The 255-nt window shown below is 66.7% G+C and carries 1 protein-coding gene; it reads right to left on the minus strand.

Annotated features, from left to right (window positions below):
- On the minus strand, positions 1 to 255 hold a 255-nt coding region (locus tag IB278_RS33755; RefSeq protein ID WP_263864288.1), incomplete at both ends, for an acyl-CoA dehydrogenase family protein.

Below are 255 nucleotides of genomic sequence, written 5' to 3' on the forward strand. Positions count from 1 at the left end.
GCACCTGCACGCCGAGCGAGGTCACTTCGAGGCTCATCTCGGTGCTGTAGCCCTTGACCAGCGGCACCATGAATTCGTAGAAGGCCTGGTTCTGCTTGCGCGCCTCGGCATCGGGATGGTGGTGCGCAGCGTCGTAGGCGGCGGCGGCCACCGAGGCCATGGCGCGGCAGCCTTCGGTGTAGGCGCGCATGGTCATCAGCATGCGCTTGACGTCGGGGTGGTGGATGATGGGCGCGCTCGCGTTCATCGACCCGT

Origin of the sequence: Variovorax sp. VRV01, assembly GCF_014852545.1 — a bacterium.
GTDB lineage: Bacteria > Pseudomonadota > Gammaproteobacteria > Burkholderiales > Burkholderiaceae_C > Variovorax > Variovorax beijingensis_A.